Origin of the sequence: Paenibacillus sp. HGF5 (genome assembly GCF_000204455.1) — a bacterium.
GTDB classification, from domain to species: Bacteria; Bacillota; Bacilli; order Paenibacillales; family Paenibacillaceae; genus Paenibacillus_AQ; species Paenibacillus_AQ lautus_A.
Genome location: NZ_AEXS01000161.1, coordinates 1 through 17666 on the forward strand (window position 1 = coordinate 1; position 17666 = coordinate 17666).

19 protein-coding genes are annotated in these 17666 nt (G+C 53.4%); 6 read left to right on the forward strand and 13 right to left on the reverse strand.

The annotated features are described in order from the left end of the window. The first annotated feature begins 62 nt into the window (after positions 1-62). Positions 63-1112 (forward strand): S-layer homology domain-containing protein, encoded by a 1050-nt coding sequence (locus HMPREF9412_RS26615; RefSeq protein WP_009594975.1) that lies wholly within the window; start codon positions 63-65, stop codon positions 1110-1112. Between the two features lie 81 nt (positions 1113-1193). Here HMPREF9412_RS26615 and HMPREF9412_RS26620 read toward each other — a convergent pair whose 3' ends face one another. Next, on the reverse strand, positions 1194-1619 hold the full coding sequence (locus HMPREF9412_RS26620) for a VOC family protein (RefSeq protein WP_009594967.1): 426 nt from the start codon (positions 1617-1619) through the stop codon (positions 1194-1196). Between the two features lie 110 nt (positions 1620-1729). Beyond that, on the reverse strand, positions 1730-2626 hold the full coding sequence (locus HMPREF9412_RS26625) for a putative RNA methyltransferase (RefSeq protein WP_009594965.1): 897 nt from the start codon (positions 2624-2626) through the stop codon (positions 1730-1732). Positions 2627-3059: 433 nt separating this feature from the next. Here HMPREF9412_RS26625 and HMPREF9412_RS26630 point away from each other — a divergent pair, with 433 nt between their 5' ends. The 3 genes from HMPREF9412_RS26630 to HMPREF9412_RS26640 all read left to right on the forward strand — a co-directional run bounded on the left by HMPREF9412_RS26630 (position 3060) and on the right by HMPREF9412_RS26640 (position 5377). Next, positions 3060-3575, forward strand: coding sequence for a DUF6773 family protein (locus HMPREF9412_RS26630; RefSeq protein ID WP_009594973.1), 516 nt, complete (start codon positions 3060-3062; stop codon positions 3573-3575). A 24-nt stretch (positions 3576-3599) separates the two neighbouring features. Then, entirely contained in the window at positions 3600-3797 is a 198-nt protein-coding gene (locus tag HMPREF9412_RS26635) for a helix-turn-helix transcriptional regulator (RefSeq protein ID WP_009594955.1), read from the forward strand. A gap of 128 nt (positions 3798-3925) precedes the next feature. Beyond that, entirely contained in the window at positions 3926-5377 is a 1452-nt protein-coding gene (locus HMPREF9412_RS26640; RefSeq protein WP_009594978.1) for an erythromycin esterase family protein, read from the forward strand. Positions 5378-5528: 151 nt separating this feature from the next. On the opposite strand, the gene HMPREF9412_RS26645 is transcribed toward HMPREF9412_RS26640, so the two are convergent. From HMPREF9412_RS26645 to HMPREF9412_RS26655, 3 genes are all read right to left on the reverse strand, one after another. Next, positions 5529-6200, reverse strand: a complete 672-nt coding sequence (locus tag HMPREF9412_RS26645) for a DUF4097 family beta strand repeat-containing protein (RefSeq protein ID WP_036673717.1) — start codon at positions 6198-6200, stop codon at positions 5529-5531. A gap of 146 nt (positions 6201-6346) precedes the next feature. Beyond that, the gene (locus tag HMPREF9412_RS26650; RefSeq protein WP_036673707.1) at positions 6347-6835 is read right to left on the reverse strand and encodes a helix-hairpin-helix domain-containing protein; all 489 of its coding nucleotides are present in this window, start codon (positions 6833-6835) and stop codon (positions 6347-6349) included. A gap of 41 nt (positions 6836-6876) precedes the next feature. After that, on the reverse strand, positions 6877-7365 hold the full coding sequence (locus HMPREF9412_RS26655) for a DinB family protein (protein WP_009594956.1): 489 nt from the start codon (positions 7363-7365) through the stop codon (positions 6877-6879). 110 nt (positions 7366-7475) lie between these two features. Here HMPREF9412_RS26655 and HMPREF9412_RS26660 point away from each other — a divergent pair, with 110 nt between their 5' ends. Further along, positions 7476-8423 (forward strand): helix-turn-helix transcriptional regulator, encoded by a 948-nt coding sequence (locus HMPREF9412_RS26660; protein ID WP_009594953.1) that lies wholly within the window; start codon positions 7476-7478, stop codon positions 8421-8423. 220 nt (positions 8424-8643) lie between these two features. After that, positions 8644-9306 carry a CatB-related O-acetyltransferase gene (locus HMPREF9412_RS26665; protein ID WP_009594959.1) on the forward strand — a complete coding sequence of 221 codons (663 nt, stop codon included), beginning with the start codon at positions 8644-8646 and terminating at the stop codon, positions 9304-9306. 119 nt (positions 9307-9425) lie between these two features. On the opposite strand, the gene HMPREF9412_RS26670 is transcribed toward HMPREF9412_RS26665, so the two are convergent. From HMPREF9412_RS26670 to HMPREF9412_RS26705, 8 genes are all read right to left on the reverse strand, one after another. Then, complete coding sequence (locus tag HMPREF9412_RS26670) at positions 9426-10589, reverse strand: N-acetylglucosamine-6-phosphate deacetylase (protein WP_009594952.1); 1164 nt, start codon at positions 10587-10589, stop codon at positions 9426-9428. After that, on the reverse strand, positions 10582-11373 hold the full coding sequence (locus HMPREF9412_RS26675; protein WP_009594962.1) for a glucosamine-6-phosphate deaminase: 792 nt from the start codon (positions 11371-11373) through the stop codon (positions 10582-10584). The genes HMPREF9412_RS26670 and HMPREF9412_RS26675 overlap by 8 nt, the downstream gene beginning before the upstream one ends. A 17-nt stretch (positions 11374-11390) precedes the next feature. Continuing rightward, on the reverse strand, positions 11391-12410 hold the full coding sequence (locus HMPREF9412_RS26680) for a Gfo/Idh/MocA family protein (RefSeq protein WP_009594971.1): 1020 nt from the start codon (positions 12408-12410) through the stop codon (positions 11391-11393). A gap of 54 nt (positions 12411-12464) precedes the next feature. Continuing rightward, the gene (locus HMPREF9412_RS26685; RefSeq protein WP_009594954.1) at positions 12465-13475 is read right to left on the reverse strand and encodes a Gfo/Idh/MocA family protein; all 1011 of its coding nucleotides are present in this window, start codon (positions 13473-13475) and stop codon (positions 12465-12467) included. Continuing rightward, the gene (locus tag HMPREF9412_RS26690; RefSeq protein WP_009594977.1) at positions 13472-14338 is read right to left on the reverse strand and encodes a sugar phosphate isomerase/epimerase family protein; all 867 of its coding nucleotides are present in this window, start codon (positions 14336-14338) and stop codon (positions 13472-13474) included. Before HMPREF9412_RS26690 ends, HMPREF9412_RS26685 begins: the two co-directional genes overlap by 4 nt. A 55-nt stretch (positions 14339-14393) precedes the next feature. After that, positions 14394-15218: a carbohydrate ABC transporter permease gene (locus HMPREF9412_RS26695; protein WP_009594969.1), complete on the reverse strand. Its 825-nt coding sequence runs from the start codon at positions 15216-15218 to the stop codon at positions 14394-14396. A gap of 63 nt (positions 15219-15281) precedes the next feature. Beyond that, positions 15282-16247, reverse strand: a complete 966-nt coding sequence (locus tag HMPREF9412_RS26700) for a carbohydrate ABC transporter permease (protein ID WP_009594963.1) — start codon at positions 16245-16247, stop codon at positions 15282-15284. A gap of 29 nt (positions 16248-16276) precedes the next feature. Continuing rightward, entirely contained in the window at positions 16277-17641 is a 1365-nt protein-coding gene (locus tag HMPREF9412_RS26705; RefSeq protein WP_009594946.1) for an ABC transporter substrate-binding protein, read from the reverse strand. Positions 17642-17666 lie beyond the last annotated feature (25 nt).

The window sequence follows — 17666 nt, forward strand, 5'->3', positions numbered from 1 at the left end:
AAAAATAGGCCTATACAATGTATTTTGTAGTATTTTAGCAAATTATAGATGGAGGATTGCAGATGTTGAAGTTCAGGACACTATGTGCGCCTATACTCCTGGCTGTCTCTTTGTTCGTAGGAGCTGGCAGCGCTTTCGCCGGGGTTACTTTTCGGGATATTGATAACCATTGGGCAAAAACGACCATCGAATGGGGCGTCGACAAGGGGATTGTCAACGGCTATGCCAACGGAATGTTCATGCCTAATCAGAATGTGACCGAGGCCGAATTCATCCGCATGCTGGTTGTCGGCATTACGGGCAAGGACCTGCAGGAGAACTATTTGACCGAACTATGGTCGGATAAATATTATCATTTTCTGCATTTCAAGAACTACCCTGTACACGGATTCGCTGACAAAACCAAGCGCAGCCAATACATAACGCGGGCCCATGTGGCCGAGCTGATATCCAGCGCCGACGGCGTGAACTACGGCGGGAATCAGGCCATTCAATACGTTCTGGGCAAGAAGTACGCGCAGGGCCGGATCAAAGGTGAAAATACGATTGAAGGCTATGTAGGCAGCGGCACCATCACGCGCGCCGAAGTGCTGCAGCTGATCAAAAACCTGACCGATCGCGGAATGTCGAACCTGTACGACCGCCCTACCGCGCCAAGCGCGGAGGCCATGCTGCCGAAGCTGCCAACGCCTTGGGACGTTTACCGGGACGAGATGTACCTCGTGATCCGCCAGAAGGTATTTCCGAAGTACAGCGGCTACCGCATCTATGACGACGGATCGAATAAAATCGTCATGACCAGCACGAAGCAAACCGGCGAGACGGATTACGCCGTGTCCGTTCAATTCGAGCCGCAGATTATGCAATTCAGCGGAATCGCGCTTTCCAATGCCGCCGATAAAACGCAGCGCGGCATGCTGATCGAACTCCTCCAGCTGTATGGCTTCCAGGTCGATTCCGCCTTCCTCGCGAAGATAGACTCCGCGGAGAAGAACAAGAAGGTGATCGAGCTGAAGGTCAGCGGCAAAACACTCGTTATCGATCCGCTCGTGGCAAGCCCCGCCGGGCATGTCCATATCTACTATAAGTGGTGGGACGGATCTCGGGCCTAATTCAGGAAACTCGACTGCGCTGCAACCGAACAAAAAGCCCTGACGCAAATCGTCAGGGCTTTTTCATTTATATATCGGCTTCTACGCTTTCGCTTCCGTGGAGATATTCCAGTTCACGCCGTATTTGTCAGCCACGATGCCGTATGCCGGGCTCCAGAACGTCTCCTGAAGCGGCATAACCACTTGACCGCCCTCCCGCAGCGCTTCATATATCCGCTTGGCCTGTTCGGCCTGATCGGTCATGATACAGATCTGAACCTGATTGCTGGATTGAACCGGTTGACCGGGAAACGTATCGGAGAACATCAAATCCGTCTCTCCTACCTTCAGCAAAGCGTGGGAAATGCGATCCCTCGCGCTTTCCGGCAGCGGAAAATCAGGGTTCGCCGGCATCTCGCCGAAGGTCTGAACCATGATGACCTGGGCGTCCAGCGCCTTCTCATAGAACTGAATAGCTTCCTTAGCATTCCCGTCCATCACGAGATATGGATTCATTCGAAGTGCCATATGATCGTCAACCACCTTATTTTTATATTTACAACACGCTACTCCTATTATCTCCCAACAGGATCACTTTAGCAAAATATGAGGCATTTTCGGTTGAAGGACCGTAATGGTTATTCCTCATTCCATCCATACAGGATCTTGAAGTCCGCCGTGACCTCCATCGCTTCATCCAGCATTTGTCCGATGGCTTCGGGCGAAGCGCTCCAAGATAACGGCGTCATGCGAATCAGTTGTTTCATCTGATCGTTATCCAAGACGACTCGATACTGCACCCGCTCGGCATCGATTTGCTCAAAGTGGCGGCTGAATAGCTCTATTGTGCTGTCATTGGAGTAATTCTCCTTGCCTGTCCCCGTATAGAACAAGGTTCTAAGCTCCTGCAAATACAGGCGGTCCGGGATTACCTTCACCAAGGTCCCGCCACTCGCAAGCAGCCGCCTGAACTCCGAATAATTGGACGGGGACAGGATGTTCAGGATGTAATCGAACTGTTGGTCGGCAAACGGGCTCCGGGACAAATCGGCCACGCACCATATAGAGTCCGGGGATGTCTTGGCGGCCATAACGATGCCCTCTTTGGCAATATCCATGCCCACGCCGAGAACATCCGGCACCAAAGGGTGCTCCCGAAGCTTATGTCCGATGGCGGATAGATGGGAGCCCTCCCCGCAGCCTGCATCAAGCAGCTTTACAGGCTTCACGGATTCCCGGGTCTTCAGCTCCTGGATCAGGCGATTCGTTACCGCTTCTACCATGGGGCCGAAGAAGCCGCTGCCGCTGATCGTGTTTCGGGCCTCAAACAAAGCCTTATCATATTTGGTTTTGGATGAATGGTTCAGCAGGTTTACGTATCCCTGTCTGGATATATCATAGCAATGCCTGTTCTCGCATTCCAGGCTGGCCATTCGTTCTACCTTCATGGCACCGCCGCAGATCGGGCATTGAAACATCTTCTCGTGTATCGAAAGTTTTTGTGCTTTTTTTAACAATTTTTCGTTGTTGGACACAGCAAATCACCCTTTCATTCGATTGAACGCAATGAAAAAGGTACAGATAAATAAACTCAAGCCGCAGTTGTCAAAAAAAAGGGCCGAGCCTACTTGGATCTGTACCTCACATTAGCGTAAACGAATGAAATGGATCATGAAAAAACACGCTCCTGACATCAATTTAGGCAAGATAAATGCCCTAATTCAATTCTAACACGCGAGCACAGAATGTAAACCTCCGGGACAAGCGTCCGGTTCAGCAAAATATATCAAAAATAATCTCCCTCTATAGACTATGATGAGTGCTTGGGACTCTATCCACCTCCTCGCTTTAAAAGACAAATATTAAATTCAAAATGACATATATATATTGCAAAAAGACGTAAATACTATTACAATGCATGTATCCAGAAAATCTCAAGAACGTATCTCTAACCAAAAGGAAGGAATGATGAGCTTGAATTGGTTTAAGAAAAACCCGGTTGAGGATGAGCGTATCGTCAACTTGAAGAACAAGTTATATAAAGAGGTGTATACCTTGATCATGATCATTTGCAGCATTTCCGTCATCATCAAATCTTTTGCGCTGCCGAGAACGGAATCCGTCTGGCTGGAAATGCTGATCATGCTGGGAGGAAGCTTATATTTCGGGATACGCAGCGTGGCGCTGGGGATTTACTCGGATGAAGTGGAGGTCCATGACCAGCGGAGCAAAATTTCGTTCAGCACACGTACGGTGATATGGGGGCTCGTTATCGGTGTCGCACTTGCTCTTTTTTTCGGTATCCGCAGCGCGGTTCTGTTTGGCAATGACAACAGCGCGACCGAGCTCAAATATTTCTTTAGCGTTTTCCTCGTCTCACTGATCATCTACATCCCGCTCTTTGTTGGGGTGAATTGGTTGATCCACTACGGCGCCAACAAGGTAAGCCAGAAAATGTCGCAGAACGATCCATTCGACTCGTAGAAAGGGATATAGGGGGACTGCCGCATGAAAAACATCAAATTGAAGATGGCCCGCGTCGAGAAGGATTTATCGCAGGAAGAGCTGGCCCAGATCGTCGGTGTCTCCAGGCAGACCATCGGCCTGATCGAGCTGGGGAAATATAATCCGTCCCTCAGCCTGTGCGTTGCCATATGCAAGGCATTATCGCGTACGCTGAACGATCTGTTCTGGGAAGAGGACTAGGGTAGGCCTGCATTTCAATTCACTAACGCCGCCAGACCATAATTGCGACCAGGTTAAGGAGGTGATGCCAACGCTTCAAGGCAAGAAATAATAACCAATCATCATAATAAGGAGTGACCTAATCTATCATGCCATTACATAAAGCTAGAAAAGCATTCACCGTGTTTCTGCTCACCGCTTCCCTATTGGGGACGACCTTCATCTCTGAAGGAAAAACATATGCTTCTGCCGCCGATCCCATTCAAGGGCAGGTTACGGAGATTAAGACTGCACGAACGTCGGATGAAAAAATTGCCGAGTGGGAGAATTGGGCCAAAGACCATGTATATCGACTGGATACGATTCACCCGGCCAACACAGCCAACGGCACTAACCAGTATAAGGATCTGGCTATGCTGAAGCCCTTGCTGCATGACAAACGTTTTGTGTTCCTAGGGGAGAGCTCCCACGGGGTTGGCGAGTTCAATCTGGCGAAGACCCGTTTAATCCAGTTCCTGCATCAGGAGATGGGGTACAACGTTCTGGCCTTTGAGAGCGGTCTTGGCAACAGCTCTTTGGCTTACGGTAGGGTCGGACAGCAGAGCGCGGAACAAACGATGAAGGATTCCATCTTCGGCGTCTGGTGGTCCAAGGAGATTATGCCGTTGTTCGACTACATTAAAACAGCACAACAGAGCAAGCAGCCGCTCGTGCTGACCGGTTTTGACATGCAGCTGCAGCATCCGCTGTTGGACGGACAATGGCTGAAGGATCAAGCCATGGCTAAGCGTCTATCGGAAGCTGAGAAGAAACTGTCCGACTACTCTCTTGGTACGGATCTGGACGCTTACCGCAAAGAGAAACATCAGCTGATTCAAGTATACATGGATGCTCTGGAATCCTTAAAGACGGAGACAAACGAAGCTCATCTGAAACAGCTGTACCCGGATAACCCCAAACTGTCCATGCTGCTCAAGCGGAGCCTGAACGACCGGATTCGGGTAGCCCGGGAATACGTGGAGCTCTCCATTCAATCAACGCTTGGCATGGAAAGCGGTGATTATGCTCCGTTCCTGGAATCGATGGAATGGCGGGACCAAGCGATGCATGACAATCTCATGTGGCTGGCAACCGAAGTATACCCGACGGAAAAATTCATCGTGTGGGGACATAACGACCACATCCGTAAAGCCCAAACCGAGGTGATGGGTACGCCATATCCGGTGACTTTAATGGGAGAGAAACTCTCGGATGAAATGAAAAAATACAGTTACGTGCTTGGCCTGTATCCGGCCAGCGGCCAAACCGCGGATAATATGGGAAATGTGCATGACGTTCTGCCGGCTGAGCCGGGCTCCATTGAATCGATCCTCTCGGCCTCAGGCTCGCCGTATACCTTCGTTGACCTGCGTTACCAAAAACGCGAGGCAGGCAGCTCGTGGATGTTCGAGCCGCGTTTTGCCTATAGCTGGGGGATGATTCCGGAAAGCTTAATCGCCCGGGACCAGTACGACGGTATTCTGCTGATCGATGACGTAAACCCGCCCCAATATATGAGATCCTCGGCTTCATCCAAGGCTTCTGTGCCTGCTGAAGAATAAGGTGTTATCATTCCTTGTTGTCATATAAGAATCTTTCATAGGTTGAGATGACAAGCATCCTCTGATGGTCTGCTCCAAGAGTCCGGAAGCAACGAACTCTTGGAAAGGATCGAACGGGGATGCTTTTTATCTTACGCTCAGTTCCGCATGGTTATTTTATCGAGATGTTCCCCGAGGAGGTTTTGAGCTTCACCTCATGCTCCCCGTCACCGGTGCGCCCTTCCGTCTTACGGTTGCTCTCGTTCCTGTCCTGTATCGGAACGGCAATGGACCTCCGTCCGCTCCCGGAATGCAGCACCCATGTCGCATCAGGCGCCTCTTCATCGAGCTGTATGTTCACGTTTCCGCTTGTCGCCGATACATCCACATCGTTGTTCAAACGGGCGAACGAAAGGGAGATATTCCCGCTTTTACCCTTCACCTGAAGGCTGTGATTTTGCAAGCCGGTTCCCGTTACCTTGCCGGAAGAACCGTCAATTTCGACCTTCCCTGCATAATCCGCAGGAATTTTCACGCGAAGCTGCGGCATCCGGCCGATATTCAACATCCGAGTGATATCGTTATCTAAAGAAATCTTCACCCGATTATCTTTTTGATCGACAACGGCTCCTGCGGAACTGCCGCTTCGGAGCAGCGAAACCTCCAATGCTTCCACATCCGCTGTCTCCACGAACAAGGTCGTGCTGCCATGGTCGATCTCCAGCACTTCGGCCTCCTCAAGCGTTACGCGTTGGAGCTCCTCTTCTTCATCCCTCGAACCGCATGCACTGAGCAAGAACATGCCGAGGATCCATAGGATAACAGCTGGTGCATATCGTTTCATTGCTTTACCTCCACCCTTTTTCAACATTGAAGTCATTGTACAGGATGACGCCGCGTCACTTTCAAGCGATTTTTCAAGTTTGGTAAACAACAGGAAAAAAGACACCGCCATGTGGCAGTGCCTCCTGCTAGTTCAAGGCAGGGACCCTATGGTTGTCCATCTTTTTGGTCGTACCACGATAAAGTTGGACGGGTTGGAGGGTATCCGTGCTGCTCCCTAAACTGCTTACGCACTTCGGTAAAGTCATGCCAGCTCTTCCCGCTCCCCGGATGATTGGCATGATGTACGATGCAGCGAAACGCATCCTCCACGCAAGGATCCACCCAGATACCGCTGCTTGCTTCCATCCGGTCCGTTAAAGAGGCAGCGTCTTCATCCTTGATATCTTCCAATGCGAAATACCCCAACTGGACTACGCGTTCAGCCACTTTCGGTCCGATCGAAGGAACCGTCTGAAACTGTGCCAGTCCCCGGATATATTGGGCGCGGCTATCCGAAACACCAAGCACGCCGGACAATAACTCGATATCCATTTGCGCAATATCGATGAGCTTCATTTTGTTTGACAGCAGCTTCGCCAACTCCTCGCCAGTTAACGGCAGCTTCGGCGATTTTCTCGGTACATGCCGCTGCATCCTTCTCACCCCTGTTCTCACTCTGCATACATACCTGACGTTTAATATAGATCGAACATATTTACTTCATAGCCTTGGGCTTTCAGGTAATTGAACATTTGCGCCCGATGATGCTGGGCATGCGTGACGATTTCAATCAGCCACTTGGCTTGGGTTGAACCGTGCTCCAAATAGAAGGGTCTCGTTGTCTTCTGCATAAATTCTTCATCCGTCAGCCCATTCATGTAGGATTTTACATCGGCAAGTCCCTTTGTCATCCAAGAGATCAGCTTGTCCTTGTCCGTGCCGTCAGCGGCGATGCTTGCCTCCAGTTCCCGGATCTCCGCTTCGCTCTTCTCTTGCAGAATCAACAGGTCCGTCGCAGGCACCGAAACCAGATGATGCACGAGTTCCTGCAGCGATCTCATATTGTGGGCAGGCCTGTAATCCCAATGCGCTTCTGTAATTTTGCCGATCAGATTCGAACTGGTACGAACGATAAGCTCCAGCTCTTCGAACAACAGCTGCTTCATTTCATGCAATTGATTCACGTTTCATCACTCCATTTATTAGTTATGAGGGGCTCTGGGTTCTACGGTAAGTATAGCGTATAATAGTGACAACTATTGTCATAGTCATCCAACGATTCGGAGCTGATCCTATGTCCAAATCCAAACGTCTCATCGAGCTGATGATGACCGTTAACCGAATGCGAAAATTCACCGTACGAGAACTGGCCGATCAATTCGGCGTATCGTCTCGCACGATCTTGAGGGACCTGCAGGAGCTCAGCGAACTGGGGGTTCCCCTCTATTCCGAGGTAGGACCGCACGGCGGCTACCAGGTGCTGAAAGAACGGGTTCTTCCGCCGATCGCCTTCAGCGAGGAAGAAGCCGTCGCGATGTTTTTTGCCAGCCACGCCCTGCGTCACTATCTATTTCTTCCCTTTGAAGCCGAGTCCTCTACCGCACTTCAGAAATTTTATTATTACATGCCCGGGGATGTGCGCGACCGGATTGACCAAATGAAGAACCGTGTGGATTTTCTGACGCATACCAGACAGCAGAAGGCTGAATCTCTCGGGGCTCTGCTGGATGCCGCCGTCGACCAGCGGGTCGTTACGGTGTTATACGAGAGCAGGGACGGCTATGCCGCGCGAAGCATCCAGCCCGTGGGCATCTATGCAAGCAACGGCTTCTGGTATTGTCCCGCTTATTGTTTTCTGCGCGATGATTTCCGCCTGTTCCGCTGCGACCGCATGCAGTCCGTGGCTGAGGATGCAACCGGCATCGAGCCGCGGGATCACCGGCACATTCATCTGGGGAACTGGAGGGAATACGGGACGGAGAAATCGGTCTATGTCCGGATGGTCGTGGATTTGAGCCGGGAAGGCGCTCAGCGCTGCGAATCTGAGTTATGTCCTGTCCCCCATATTGCTAAGCGGACGGATGGAAGCGGACGGCTTGATCAGAACGTTCCTGCCAGCGAGCTTTTGTATTTTGCTAAATTTTTTATCGGATTAGGAAATGAAGCCACCGTGAAGGAGCCGCAGGAGCTGGTGGACCTTACGAAGGGCATTCTGACGGAGATGATGGCGAAGTATGGTTAGAGGCAGCTGACTCTCTTTTTGGCAAAGGGGATGGATTATTTTATCGGAATCTTGCACCAGCGTGCGTTTGACGAAAAGAACACGCCTTGTTACAATTTCATCAACAATTAGGAAAAGGATGAGGACGATGGTTCGTCGTTTGATCAGGTTTAAGAATGTCGCTACTGTATTTAGCTTCTAAGTAAACATGATCTATTCTACTTAGAAGCGAGGAAATAGAATGAAACAACATCGATTTGAACACTGGTCCGAAATCAAGTATTTGAAGGATATCGTCACAAACCCGATGATAAGCGTAGGAGAATACTCATACTATTCCGGTTATTACGATCATCATGATTTTGAAGATGGCTGCGTTAGATACCTCTGGGGGGATGCAAAATCCAGAAGGTTGTTTAATCCCATTGAAGACTATGGCTGGCATATCGATAAGTTGATTATCGGAAATTACGTATGCATCGCAAGCGGCGTCATTATTTTAATGGGTGGAAATCACAACCATCATCCGGAATGGATAACCGTGTACCCGTTTGTCGATCAGATTGAAGCTTCTTACGCGCCAAAAGGCGATACCGTCATCGAAAGCGATGCTTGGATTGGAATGAATGCCATGATTATGCCAGGTGTGACCATAGGCGAAGGCGCCATTGTTGCGGCTGGTTCGGTTGTTACTAAAGATGTCCCGCCCTACCGTATCGTAGGCGGTAACCCTGCCAAAGAAATAAAGAAACGCTTTGCGGACGAAGACATCGAAAAGTTAATGGAAATGCGATGGTACGATTGGGAACGCGAGCAAATTGAACGAGCCGCTCATATCTTCTCCAGTTCTTCCGTCCATCGATTATATGACTATTATCAAAAAGAAATAAAACCCTGCATTTAAATTTCAGATGCCTCTTATAAATAGGAATGCAAATATCCCTGCTTGAATTCAAGCAGGGATATTTTTTGTCGTGGCCTCAACCTTGCGATCATCGTTCAAACCTGTGATGATTTCAACATCTATCGATCCGCCCGGTAAACCGAACGCCCTCCCTTGACGGTCTCCAGGATGCGAAAGACCTCCTCGCGCTTCTCCAGAAGCACGAAGTCGGCCTGGGCTCCTCTCTTCAGCCCATGGCGTTCCCCTTGCCCCATGGCCTGGGCGGGCAGCACCGAAGCCATGTCCCATGCTTCCGAAAACGCGCACATTCCCGACCGAGCCAGCCGCCAAACCGCATCGGCAAGCATCATGGCCGAGCCGGCCAGCAGCTCGGGCTTGCGGGCGAGATGCAGTCGGCCTTCGGGAGTCAAGACGACATGACCGCCGATGTGGGTCTCGTATTCGCCTGGCGGCATTCCGCTTAAATAGACGGCATCGCTGACCAGCACCGCTTTGGATTGCTTGGCGCGGAGCATCACCTTGATGACCGAATCCGGCAGATGGTACCCGTCCGCGATCATACCTGCCCACAGCTGATCTTGGGCAAGCTGTTCCCATATATAATTCGGATGCCGCGGCAGCGTTAGATGCGCGCCATTGCCCAGATGGGTGGACATCGTCGCTCCGGCATCCACGGCTTCCCGAATTTGCTCAGGTGTGGCAGCGGTGTGCCCGATCGATACAACGACTCCCGATTCGGCGCACGCCCGGATAAAACCCGCAGCTTCCGGCCACTCCGGCGATAGGGTCACGATCCGAATCCGGTTCCCCGATGCCGCCTGCCATCTCGTAAACAATGCCCAGTCCGGCGCCTTGATGTACCGGGAATCATGGGCTCCCCTTGGCCCCTCCTCCGGAGAAAGAAAGGGGCCTTCCAAATGAATCCCGCCTATGGACGAACCGACCGCTTCATCCTCCAGGCAAGCCGCGTCGATAACCCGCAGCAGCTGTTCGATTTCTTCGTCTCCGTTGGTAATGACGGTGGGGTAGAACAGGGTAAGACCCTTCTCCCATAACCGCCGGGTTGCCTGGATGACCGTATCCGTTGTAAGCGGCAGCGAATTGAAGTCATATCCGTAACCGCCGTTAATCTGAAGATCGATCAATCCGGGAGCAACCCATATCTCCTCGTCCGCGCCGCGTGGAAGGACTCGCTCGATCCGGCCGTCCGGATTCCATGCCAGCTCCATCGGCTCGCCTGTTGCATAATGGCGGCCTGCCCGAACCCGTTCGTGGCTATCCATTCCGTATTTCCCCATACGACTCCAGATCGACGTACAGCGTGCAATCCGGATGCCGCCGAAGAATGCTGGCAGGACAAGCCTCGCTTATCTCCCCTTGCAGCGTCCGCTGCACCGCTGCCCGCTTGCTTGCGCCCGGCACGACGCAGAACAGATGGGCACCCGACATTAACGCCGGAACGGTGAGCGTAAGCGCGTATGCCGGAACCTCCTCCAAGCTCGCAAAACAGCCGTCATTCACCTGCTGAAGGCGGCAAGCCTCGTCCAGCTTGACCCGTTTCACCCATAAAGGGTCGGCAAAATCGGCAACAGGCGGATCGTTGAAGGCGATATGCCCGTTCTCGCCAATGCCCAGGACCACCATATCGATCGGGGCGGCGGCGACCAGTCGGCTGTATCTATCGCACTCTGCTTCAGGATCATTCAAACCGTCGATCAGATGCACCTCTCCCGGAGATACCCGATCAAACAGCCGCCGGGATAAAAAGTTCCCGAACCGCTGCGGGGCCGAAGGGGGGAGGCCGATGTATTCATCCATATGAAATGCGGTTACCCGGCTCCAGTCCAGTCCTTCCGCTTGAACCAGCGCGGCCAGGCACTCATTCTGGGACGGGGCGGCCGCAAAGACGATGCGAATGCGCTCTTTCTCGGCCAGCAGGCGCTGCATGGTCTCGAGGATATCGGCGGCCGCCGCTGTCCCCATCGCTTCGCGCTGGTCATAAACGCGGACCTTCAGTTGATCTTGAACGTTTTCAAGAACAGGCTTGATGTTTCGCTCAGTCCTCATAAAGTCACCTCCATCCCTTACAACGCCGGCGTACCGGTCAGCAATTGAATTTCCTTGCGCTGCCTGGAAGCCTCGTAGGTACCGAGAATGATTTCCAGAGAATGCCGGCCGTCCTCCCCAGTGACGATAGGCTCGCGGCCTTCGCGAACGGCAAGCGCCATATCTTGAATTTGCAGGCGGTGGCCGTCAGGAATAACTTTGAACGCATCGAATTCAGGCAGCTGAACTTGTTCGCCATCGATTTCAAGCGATACGATCGCATCTTCTTCCATGACAAGCACGCCCTTCTCTCCATGAATGACCAGCCGCTGGCCTTTGCCGTCGCAGGCCGTCGTCGTGATCTCCATGACCCCGAGCGCGCCGTTCGCAAATTCAAGGGCGGCGATAACGGTATCTTCCACTTCGATATTTCGCAGCACGGCTTTGGCCTTCGCCGACAAGGATGCTACGGGCCCAACGAGCCATTGGAGCATATCCACCGTGTGTATTCCCTGATTCATCATCGCCCCGCCGCCGTCCATCGCCCAGGTCCCACGCCAGCCCGCACTGTCATAATAGGCTTGATCGCGGTAGAGCATGACATACGCCGAGCATAAACTGAGCTTCCCGAGGCGTCCTTCTTGAATGACCCTGCGGGCATACCCGGCCTGCGGGGACATGCGCCTCGGAAAGACGGTGGCGAGCAGCACCCCGCTTTCCGCACATACCTCGATCATGCGCTCGATATCGTCAAGCTTGATCGCCATCGGCTTTTCCACCAGCACATGCTTGCCCGCCCGGGCAACCATCGCCGTTTGCTCTGCATGCATGCCGCTTGGCGTGCAAATGCAGACCACTTCCACATCCTCGCGCGCCAGCAGCTCCTCCAATGTGTCGCAGACATCTCCTCCATACGTTTCAGTCAGCTTGACCGCCGATTCCCGTTTCGTATCGAACACGGCGGCAAGCACGGCTTCCTCCGTGTTCATGATGCCCTTGGCATGGATATCCGCAATAATTCCGCAGCCGATGATCCCGAATCGAACTTCCTTCGTCATATTCCCTACGCCCCCTCATTCCCGTTCTGTTTGCATCGAAGCCCGTGCTTTCTCCTATTCCCTGATCAGGATCCGTGCTCCCTCATCTGCCATCACCGTAGCCTCCGAGGCTTTGTAAATATCGTCATGCGTGATCAGGCCGGCTTCTCCCGCCACCCGATTCAGAAAATCCTGCGAAAGGGAGAACGCCGGAGCCGTCAAAGGCAAAGAGCGCAGCTCCTGATCGGTGACCACAAGCGTTACCTCATCGCTGGACAGCAAGGGATCGCCTTCCAGCCGAATTTCGGCAATGCCGCGCGTCCCCGTAATGAATAACCGGCCGTCTCCCCAAGTCCAGCTGCCGGCAGGCGTGTGCCAATCCGCGTATAGCTGTGCCGTGATCCCGCCAGCCATGAATACCTGCACGCCGGCCGCATCGTAGAAGGTCGGGTATTCAGGCAGAATATGCTTCGCCAGATAACCGGATGACGTCTCCACTTCCCGGCCCGTCAGCCACCTTAACAGGTCGAAGTCATGCACGAAGAGATCGTTGATGATGCCGCCGGACTGCTCTCTGTCAAAATGCCAGGCCGGCCGGGATTCCGGATTCAGCCGATGCGGCTTACGCATCGAGATATGGACGATGTCCCCCAATTCTCCTGCCCGAATCATCCGATGTACGGTATGCAGGGATGGACGGAAGCGCTCGGTCAGCATCATGCCTACCTCGATTCTTCCACGCTCCAGAACGCCACGCAGCCGGGTTAGCCCCGCCCGGTTCGTCACGGCAGGCTTGTCGATCATGACAGGCTTGCCGCGCAGCTCGCACAGCTCTATGACGTCCATCTTCTCATCGTTGATGGCCGCACAGCCGATGAGACTTACCCCTTCATCGCCAAGCAGCGACTCGCGATCCCCCGTCAGCTCCAGGCCGTACCGGTCGGCGAGGGTGCGGGCTAACGGCTGATTGTCCGGTTCGTATACTCCTGCACATTCGTAGCCCAGTGCCAGCATCTCCTCGATAAACATGCCGATGTGGGCATGCTGGCAGCCGATGATTCCAAATTTCCGTGCGTTCCCCGTCATCCGGTCGACACCTCCACAGCCTGCAGCCACTCCTTAATGACGAGCAAATCGTAAGCGAGCCGTTCCTTCGGCGGATAGGGAGCTGCGCATTCCAGCGTAAGCCAACCCGCATACCGCTGTTCCCGTAATCCGTTGAGCAGCCCCCCGTGATCCACTTCTCCTTCGCCAAGGCGGCACTGCAGGAAGAACTCTTCCCCGTGACGGGTCAAATTCTTGAACGTTCCCGGGGCGCCCCCTTGCCCGATCCGCCGTTCATCCTTGATGTGCACATGGAACAACCGGCTTCCAAGCTGCCGGACCGACTCTTCCCCAAATTCCGTGTCCGTGATGTACATATTTCCTGCATCATGAATCAGGCCAACCTGATCATCGCCGATCAAATCCAGCAACCGCAGTGCGCTGTCCGTTGTCTCCACCAGGCTCTGGTTGTGGATCTCCAGGACGATCCGTTTTCCTGCCGCGCGGGCTTCCTCCGCGCATTTCCGAATCCAGAAAGCCGCCTTGGCATAATGATAATCCTCCGCCAGGAAGGCATTCGGCCCTCCCTGAAAGATCCGGATCATGCCCGCCTCCAACATCACCGCGCGTTCAAGCAGGCCCATGAACTGATCATAGGCTCCGGTACATTCGGCATCCCCGCTTGTCGAGAAATTCCCCATGTAACCCGCCAATGCCGGAATCTCCAAACCGCGCCCATCCGCAAGTGCCTTCATTTCGCGAACCCGCGGAAGCGATGTCTCCGGGCTCAAATGCGGTTCGCGGCAGGCGATTTCAATGCCGTCAAAACCGAGTTCGGCCGCGATCGACATCGCTTCATGGATGCTGTAATCGATGAGTGATCCGCTGAATGCCGCTATTTTCATCTCGTCTTTCATCCTTTCGTCTGCATTTACGCCTTCTCAAGCGCTGAATACGCCGTTATTTAATCCCGGCCATATTATGGTTCTGCACAAAATATTTCTCGGCAAACAGGAATACCAGCAGGATCGGAACGAGACTGACCAAGGCCGCCGCAATCATGAGCTGTTCATTGCCGGTCCACTGTCCCGACAAGGAGAGAATGCCGATGGGCAGCGTATACTTCTCGTTCGAGGTCAAATAAATGACAGGCGTCAGAATCTCGTTCCACTTGCCCATGAACGTAAAGATCGCCAGCGTTGCCAGCGTGGGCCTGGCCATCGGAATGAAGATCCGCAGATATATCTGGAACGGATTGCAGCCCTCCATCTTGGCCGCTTCCTCATACTCTTTAGGTATATTCATGAATGCCTGCCTCATGAGGAAAATGCCAAACGGTTGGGCCAGCCATTCGATGATCCACAGCGGCGTGAGCGTATCCAGCATGTTCAGTTTGTTAAAAATGATGAAGTGCGGGATGATGATGACCACCGCCGGAATCATCATCGTCCCCAGCACCATCACGAACAGCGCGCCTTTCAGCGGAAAGCGCAGCCTGGCGAACGCATAGCCGACCATCGAGCAAGAGATTAGCGCGCCGATGACGGACAATGCGGCCACGAAGATGCTGTTTAGCGTGTAGCCGCCAATATTCCCAAGCTGGAACACCTGGGCGTAATTGGACCATTGGAATACTTCGGGAATCCAGCGGGGCGGAACCGTTGTATATTCCCTGTAGGTTTTCAATGAATTCATGAGCGCCGACAGAAACGGCACGATCATGATGAGCGAGCTGATCCCGATCAGCACGTATCCGATGCTTTTTCCCAGCAGCCTTCTTCTCATTTGAGGCTCCTCCTTCCCCCGGTGCAGTTCCGCATTTGCAGTAGTTCCATCTTGATCGCCGGATCAGTCATAATGCACCCATTTCTTTTGAGCGCGAAGCTGTACCAGCGTCAGCAGGAACAGGATCATGAACAGCACCCAGGCAATGGCGGAAGCATAGCCCATCCTCATAAACGTGAACCCTTCGCGATATAAATACAGCATCATGACCAGGCTCGAGTTATTCGGGCCTCCCGCCGAGCTGATGTCGCCCCTGCCGGTCAGCACGTAGATCTGTTCGAATGCCTGGAAGGTAGAGATCGTGCTCATGATGACAACCAGGAAGGTCGTCGGCGAGATCAATGGAACCGTAATGTACCGGAATTTGCGCAGGGCTCCTGCGCCGTCGATCTCCGCGGCTTCGTACAAATCCCCGGGAACGCTCTGAAGTCCCGCCAGATAGATGACCATGATATAACCGATCCCTTTCCAGACCGCGATGAAGACGAGCAGCGGAATGGCCAGCTTCGGGTCCTGCAGCCAGCCTTGCCCTTCCAGCCCCAGCTTGGCAAGCAGCGTATTGGCCAGGCCGAAGCGAGGATTGAATATGGCGTCGGCGACATACAGGATGACGGTCCAGGAGGAGATCACCGGGATGAAATGAGCCATCCGAAACCATTTAAGCCCTTTCAAACGCTGGTTTAGCGCGACGGCCAGCACGAGCGCGAGAAAGGTCTGGAGCGGTACGAACAGAACCGCAAAATACAGGGTATTCCACAGGGAACGCCAGAACATCGAATCCTCGGCCATGCGCCGGAAATTATCCAATCCGCTCCACTCGGGCGGATTCAGCATATCGTAATCGGAAAAGCTGAAGTACAGGGATGCGGCGAGGGGACCCGCCACAAAAATGATAAAGTGGAGAAGATAAGGGGAGGCCATAAGCAGCCCCCATCTCCCCTCATGATCCCATTTCCGTTTTCGGGCGGGCTTTCCATGCGGCATCGGATCGGCTTTGAGTGCTGCATTGTCGTTTAGCGTATTGTCCATTTCACTCCCGCCTTTCTTCCACCCTTGATTTATTTTTTATAAAAATCATCGAGGACCGCCTGAACGGCTGCGTCCGCTTCGCTTAACGCCTGATCGACGGTTGCATCGCCCAGGAAGGCTCGCTCCGCATTTTCGTTGAATTTGCCCACCCATTCTTCCCATACTGCGTTATTGTCGAGCGTTTGGGCGAACTCCAGACTGTCCAGGAAGGCCTGGCGGTTAGCCGGCTGCTCTCCCGCCTTTAGGAACACTTCGGATTCCGCTACGGATTTTTTCACGGGCACGGCTTCGCCAAGCTCGGTCCACTGCTTCTGCACATCGTCTTCCGTAGCCCAGTATTTAATCCACTCCCAGGCAGCTTGCGCCTTCTCGTCGCTCGACTTCTGGTTAATCACCCACGAGTTGGCGATGACCGGGGACACCCGCTTACCGTCAGGTCCCTTCGGCAGCAGCGTCACGTCGTAATTCAGGCCGGCTTCATTCGCTGCCTGCACCCGGGCATAAATGCCGATCCGCATGGCGGCCGATCCGCTTGGGAACACGGCGGTATTGCTCTGGAAGCTCTTCAGGTCGACCGGATCGGTAATAATGCCGCGCTGCATGCCGTCGACCATCCATTCGAACGCCTGCTTGTTCTCCGGGGAATTGATGATCGAGTTCTCCGCCTTCTCGTCAAGGGCACCGCCGCCGTAGGATTTCATCACGGAGAACCAGCCCTCGGTAATGCTGAAGAACGTAAGCCCGAACTGATTCACGCTGGCTGCGTCAAACCCGCTGTCCTCGGCCGTTTTTCCGCCGGCGTCCACCGTCAGCTTGGCTGCCGACGCTTTCAGGTCTTCCCAGGTCCATTCGTCCGTAGGATACGCTACGCCTGCTTTATCGAACAAATCCTTGTTGTAAAACAGCACGCCGACCTGAATGCCCTGCGGCACGCCCCAATAGCGTCCCTCCGCGTCCTTGTTGAAATCGAGGCCGTAGTATTCGTCGGCTTTCAGATCCTTGGCAATCCAATCGGTCAGATCCTTGGCGGCACCGCGCTGGGCATATTTCATGACGTAGACGCCGTCGGACAGCCATACGTCCGGCGCCTGGCCGGCCGCGATCTGCGTATCCAGCTTCTGATAGAACTGCCCGTAAGGGGCGCTTTGCGTCTTCACCGTAATGTTCGGATGCTTTTCCTCGAACTGCTCGATCAGCTCCTTCATCTTTGCATCGGAGCTGTCGCTCGAATAATATCCGAGCAGGATTTCTACCTTCTTATCTTCCCCGCCGCCTCCGGTGCCGGGAGATGCGGTGCCGGTCTTACCATCGCTGGCATTGCCGCATCCGCTTACAATGATGGATATCAGCAATAAGGCCGTTACCCAGCTGTAGAACCCTTTTCTCTTTTTCATAAATCCTCGCCCCCTATTAATGTTG